Genomic DNA, 6545 nt, shown 5'->3' on the forward strand with positions numbered 1-6545 from the left:
CGCGCAATTAAAGTCAAGATGCAGGATGTAGCAAAAGGATTTCCGGAAGGAGTAAAATTTGATATAGTATACGATCGCAGCCACCTCATTGAAGAGTCTGTTTCCTCTATCCAGAAAACACTTATCGAAGAGATGATTGTCGTTTCGCTTGTGGTAATTCTCTTCCTGCTGCATTGGCGCAGCGCGATCAGCATTATTATCCAGATACCGATCACACTGGCTACCAGTTTCATTTTATTGAATGCATTCGGGATATCTTCCAACATCATGTCGCTTACCGGTATAGCCCTCGCTATAGGCGTTATTGTCGATAACGGCATTATCATGTCGGAGAACGCTTACAAGAATTTGTCACATCGCTTCCATGAACTGAACCCGGAAACCGAAAAGTAAAACATTATGCTTCGAAAGTTATTTTCACGCAACCCTCATACGCAGATCGATGAAGCCGAGCGACTCGATATTATCGAGCATTCTTCACGACAGGTGTCACGTGGTGTCTTTTACTCCACGGTAATCATCATCACATCATTTCTGCCCGTGTTCATGCTTACCGGTCAGGAAGGCAAACTCTTCCATCCGCTGGCCTATACCAAAACGTTTATACTGATTGTAGATGCTATACTGGTTGTTACACTGGCGCCCGTACTTCTTTCTTTTTTTATGAAAGGAAAATTCCGCGGTGAAAATCATAATCCCATCAACCGCCTGTTGGAGAGAGTATATGAGCCCATAATCCGTACGTGCATGAAGTGGCGCAAAACAACGCTTGGGCTAAACGTTCTTGCGCTCGCAGTAAGCATTCCTTTACTATTCAGTTTGGGCAGCGAGTTTATGCCACCGCTCGATGAGCAATCTATTCTCTTTATGCCGGTAACACTGCCGGATATATCCAACGAAGAAGTAAAACGTATTCTGCAGGTACAAGACAAGATCATCAAGTCGGTTCCTGAAGTAGATAAAGTATTGGGTAAAGCCGGTCGCGCCAATACGGCTACCGATAATTCACCGATCAGTATGATCGAAACCATTATACTGCTGAAACCGAAATCCGAATGGCGTGAGGGTATAACCAAGAAAGATATCATCAACGAGCTTGACGCCAAGATGCAGATACCCGGTGTAGTAAACGGCTGGACACAACCGATTATTAATCGCATCAACATGTTGGCCACCGGTATACGCACTGATGTAGGTATAAAAGTATACGGACAAAATCTCGACAGTATCAAAGCTGTATCCGAACGTATTAAAAAATCACTCGCAGAAGTGCCCGGTGTAAAAGATCTGTATGTCGATCCGATCACCGGTGGGAAATATCTTACGGTAAATATCAATCGCGAAGCACTCGGTCGCTATGGACTTACGGTAAATGATGTGAACATGATTGTAGAGTCTGCTATAGGCGGCACACCGATCGGCCAGACGATAGAAGGGCGCCAGCGGTTTACGATTAGCGTACGTCTCGCTCAAGACTATAGGAACAGTTTATCGCAACTAAAGCGTATACCGGTAAAGACACCTGCCCTGGGAACTATACCCTTATCATCAGTAGCCGATATATACTTTGAAGACGGCCCGCCCATGATCACTTCCGAAAATGCCATGCTTCGGGGCGCTGTACTTTTCAATGTGCGCGATCGTGATCTAGGCAGCACCGTAAAAGAAGCCATGGAGACGCTAAACAACGGACAGGGTACACTACCGCCCGGCTATTACCTGGAATGGAGCGGACAATATGAAAATCTCATTCGCAGTCGCCATACACTGTTGATTATTTTACCGGTAGTGCTGCTCATCATTTTTATCTCGCTATACCTCGCGTTTCATTCCATTCGCGAAGCGTTCCTCAGTCTTATTACCATTCCCTTTGCCCTTATCGGTGGAGCCTACATGGTATATTTCTATGGTGTAAATCTGTCGGTAGCAGTAGCGGTGGGATTTATAGCGCTGTTTGGTATAGCAGTAGAAACCGGTGTGGTAATGGTAATATACCTGAACGATGCCATGCGGGAGTTAGTTAAACAGCACGGCAACTCACGTGAGACTATATCGCGAGAAATGTTACGGGAATATGTTATTCACGGTGCAGCCAAACGCCTTCGCCCAAAGATCATGACGGTGTGCGTAGCATTATTCGGATTGATACCGGTATTGTGGTCAACCGGAGTGGGCAGCGATGTGATGCAGCCTATCGTGTTACCGATGATCGGTGGTGTTATTACTTCTTCTACACACATTCTGTTGGTAACACCGCTCATCTTTTTGATGACGAAAGAATATGAATTACGAAAGTTCGGTAAACTGGAAGTATATGAGAGTAAGTAGAGAGCGTAAAGCTCAAAGTTTAAGGTTCAGGGTTCAGGGTTTAACGTTCACCGTTCCTGGTTTGAGGTTTAAGGTTTTGCTTGTGGGTATTTTTACAACGGGGGTGGTACACGCGCAGGTGCTTAGTCTGGATACGGTGCTATACCGGATCGATAAACAAAATCCAATGTTGCAGGAGTACGACCAAAAAGTGCAGGCGCTTAATGCCTATACTGCGGGAGCAAAAAGCTGGATGGCACCGATGGTAGGCGCTGGTACATTTATGACTCCGTATCCGGGACAGCGATTAATGGACGAGCGTGATAAAGGTTCGGTGATGATCTCTGTTGAACAACAGATTCCGAATCCGGCCAAGCTGAATGCGAACAAAAACTATTTACAGTCAAAGGCAAGCGTGCAACAGCAGGCACGATCCTACCAATACAATTCCCTGCGGGCGGAAGCAAAAACACTTTACTATCAATGGCTGGCTGACCTGCAGAAGATTGCGATACTGAAAGAGAATGAACACATTGTTGACCTGATGCTGAAGCTCGCGAAGATCCGGTATCCATACAACCAGGGAAGTCTTGGGTATATATATAAAACAGAAGGCCGTTTGAATGAAGTGCAGAATATGCTGCTGATGACACGTGCTTCCATCGAAGAAAAAAGTTATCGCCTGAAAACGCTGATGAATATACCGGCTTCCGATTCTGTTACCGTAGATACTACTACTGTAATAAATTTTGAACCGAATACAATGGTCTACGATACCGCTTCGCTGGGTGCGAATCGCAGCGACATCAAACAGATCGACAAGACTATCGAAGTGATGCGGCTCAATCAGCAGTTGCAGCAATACCAGGCCAAGCCCGATTTTAAAATACGGTTCGATCACATGCAGCCTATTGGTAATATGCCTACACAATTTACCGCCATGGCTATGGTATCTATACCTATAGCACCGTGGTCGTCTAAAATGTATAAGGCAGAAGTAAAAGGGATGCAATATGATATAGCAGCCATGAAAAAAGGACGCGAAGCTATACTTATTGAAGCACGTGGCATGCTGGCCGGTATGGCATCACAACTTACCAACATGAAGCGCCAGCTAAATAACTACCACGACAAAATTATACCTGCGCTGCGCAGGAATTATGAAACCACGATGCTGGCGTACGAAGAGAATCGTGGCCAGCTGCCGGAAGTAATTGATAGCTGGGAAGCCATGAACATGGCCCAGATGGAATACGTGACTAAACTGGAAGAATATTACACCATGATTGTTCGCTATGAGAAAGAGCTGGAAAAATAAACTGATATATAGTATACTGGTTATAGCGCTGTTACTTTCTGCCTGCGGACAAAAGGAGACAGCGCACCACGACACCTATACATGCCCGATGCACCCCACTGTTGTATCTGACAAACCCGGCACGTGCCCGGTGTGCGGCATGGACCTGGTGCGCAAAGCACGCGAAGGTGAAGAAGTAAAGATCACGGCCGATCTGGCACAACGCACCAAGTCGCCCAATGAAGTTGTTATTACTGATATCAAAACAGTAAAAGGCGAGCATAAAAAATTATCGGTAACACTTTCTGCGCAAGGTATTGTTACGTATGACATGCGCTATACGTACAATATACCGGCACGCGTTGGCGGACGACTGGAGAAGGTATACATCAAATATACTCTTCAATCTGTGCAGAAAGGACAGGCGATTGCCGAGATCTATAGCCCGGAATTGCTCACGGCACAACGGGAATATTTATACCTGCTACGCCAGGATGCAAACAACACAACGCTCATCGAATCAGCTAAACAGAAGTTATACTTACTGGGCATGACTGCGCAGCAAGTCGAGGCACTATCCAGCAGGCAAGAGCCACCACAGACTTTCACGGTATATAGTCCGTACAGTGGTTATATCATTACTCCAGGCAATGCCGCTCCTGCTATCAGTGCATCTGCGGCAAGTATACCTGTAGATGGCGGTATGGGAGGAAGCTCTATGAGCGGAAGTACTGCAAGTGCCTCAACATCTTCAGGCACCAGTGCGAGTACATCTCCTATACGCGAAGGAAGTTACGTTACTACCGGACAAACATTATTCACGGTGGTAAATACTTCAGCACTGCGCATCGAGGTAAATATACCGGTGGGTGATGTCGGCATTATAAAAAAAGGTGATGTCGTTTTACTGAACACCGGTTCCGGCCCCGGGCAAAAAGCTACTATAGATTTCATTCAACCATTCTTCGATCAGGATCAGGCCTTTATGAAAGTTCGAGTATATATACCACATGCTGAAGGATTGGCGGTTGGCCAATTGGTGCAAGCTTCTGTTACATTACCGGAAGCAGAAGGATTTTGGTTACCGAAAGAAGCGGTGGTTGATCTTGGATTAAACAAAGTAGTATTCATTGAGACCAGCGGCATATTCAAACCTCGAAAAGTAACAACCGGTATAGCTACCAATACCATGGTCTCTGTAAAGGGAGTATCATCGTCTGATATAGTTGCCGCCCATGCACAATACCTGGTAGATAGTGAGAGTTTCATTAAAACAAAAGAATAACATGCGAGCACTGATCTATATATCGATCGCAGCTTTACTTCTCTGGAACTGCCAGCAGAAAGAAAGTAACCAAACAGCACATGAACATCAGCATGCACTGGCAGAGAAATATACCTGCCCTATGCATCCACAGATCATTCGCGATGCACCGGGCTCGTGTCCGATCTGCGGCATGGACCTCGTGCCCATAAGTCAGGTCGCGAGCCAGCGCATTATGCTGAACGATACACAACTGAAACTGGCTAACATTACAACGGAACGGGTATCCGCACAAAGCGTTGGTGAAACCTCCATCATCTATGCGAAGCTGGCGGTTGATGAATCACTAAGCGAAGTAATCAGCAGTCGCGCAGCCGGAAGGATCGAGCGCTTGTTCATTAAAGAAACCGGTCGCACCGTAAAAGCAGGAGAACCCTTGTATGAATTATACAGTGAAAATTTACTTACACTGCAACGCGAATATTTACTTGCCAAGGAACAATTTGAAACACTGGGTAAACAGGAACCACGTTATGAATCATTTCTGAAAGCATCAGAGCGAAAGCTGTTACTCTATGGTCTTACCGCGCGACAGATTGCAGCGCTGGCCCAGGCAAAATCACCACAATCGCGTATAACATTTATCGCCCCAGCAGGAGGCATTGTTACAGAGATCAATGTTACCGAAGGACAATATCTAGCAGAAGGATCGCCTCTCTATAAAATTGAAAACACTGATCGCCTTTGGGTAGCAGCCGAACTATATCCGCAGGAGACTACTCATATTCGCATGGGCGACAAAGTTCGTGTACGCATCAGTGGTTTTGAAAATATACCTATTGAGGCTACGGTAACATTCCTGAGTCCGGAGTATAGAGCCAACACACAGATCATCGTGATGCGCGCTGAGTTAAAAAATACGGAGCATCAGTATGTACCTGGTATGCAGGCGCAGGTGCTGCTTACCAACGCTTCGCAGGAATCACTCGCATTACCCACCGATGCTGTGATACGCGATGGCAAAGGAACGCATGTATATATTCAAAGCGGCAGCAATACATTTGAGCAACGCACAGTAAAAACCGGTATAGAAGATTTTGACAAAGTACAAATTACCGAGGGCTTACAAGCTGGCGATACGGTGGTGGTAACGGGAGCGTACCTGCTATATTCGGAGATGGTGTTGAAGAGAGGAGGATAGGGATTGGAAGATTGAAAAAAATTGGAAGATTAGAAAATTGGAAGATTGGAAAATTGAAAGATTGGGAAATACATCATGATTAACGATTAACTGATGACGATTAATGGTGGTCAAATATCGATCAACGAATGTTGAAGTATACATGCACACGTTAACTCGCACTCACAAATAACTTGTAACAGATAACTATTAACTTTATAACATGAAAACAAAATCCATTTTTATCGCGTTGCTGGTAGCAGCATCGGCATTTGCGCTGAGTAATTGTTCTGGCAAGAGAGAACATCATCATGAAGGTCATGATCATGAAGCGGAAGATACAGCAGCGGCCGCCTCTGATTCTGTTGCAACAACGAGTGATGCAGGCAAGCCTCAGTTTGATGTTGACAAAGTTTTCCAGCAACAACTGGCAGCGGTATATACTGCATACCTTGCATTGAAAGATGCATTTGTAGCGTCTGATGATGCAAAGGTTC

4 protein-coding genes and 1 pseudogene are annotated in these 6545 nt (G+C 45.5%); all 5 read left to right on the forward strand.

Features of this window, described 5'->3' with window-relative positions:
- A pseudogene (locus tag VIN08_RS06935) lies at window positions 1-2328 on the forward strand (efflux RND transporter permease subunit); the annotation flags it as partial.
- Between the two features lie 82 nt (window positions 2329-2410).
- The gene (locus VIN08_RS06940; RefSeq protein WP_331962237.1) at window positions 2411-3625 is read left to right on the forward strand and encodes a TolC family protein; all 1215 of its coding nucleotides are present in this window, start codon (window positions 2411-2413) and stop codon (window positions 3623-3625) included.
- Window positions 3603-4889 carry an efflux RND transporter periplasmic adaptor subunit gene (locus VIN08_RS06945; protein WP_331962240.1) on the forward strand — a complete coding sequence of 429 codons (1287 nt, stop codon included), beginning with the start codon at window positions 3603-3605 and terminating at the stop codon, window positions 4887-4889. The genes VIN08_RS06940 and VIN08_RS06945 overlap by 23 nt, the downstream gene beginning before the upstream one ends.
- Before the next feature lies 1 nt (window position 4890).
- The gene (locus VIN08_RS06950; protein WP_331962243.1) at window positions 4891-6069 is read left to right on the forward strand and encodes an efflux RND transporter periplasmic adaptor subunit; all 1179 of its coding nucleotides are present in this window, start codon (window positions 4891-4893) and stop codon (window positions 6067-6069) included.
- A gap of 202 nt (window positions 6070-6271) precedes the next feature.
- Window positions 6272-6545: hypothetical protein (locus VIN08_RS06955; RefSeq protein WP_331962246.1), on the forward strand; the 274-nt coding region annotated here is incomplete at its 3' end.

Source organism: Ohtaekwangia sp. (assembly GCF_036568665.1).
Lineage (GTDB): Bacteria > Bacteroidota > Bacteroidia > Cytophagales > Cyclobacteriaceae > Ohtaekwangia.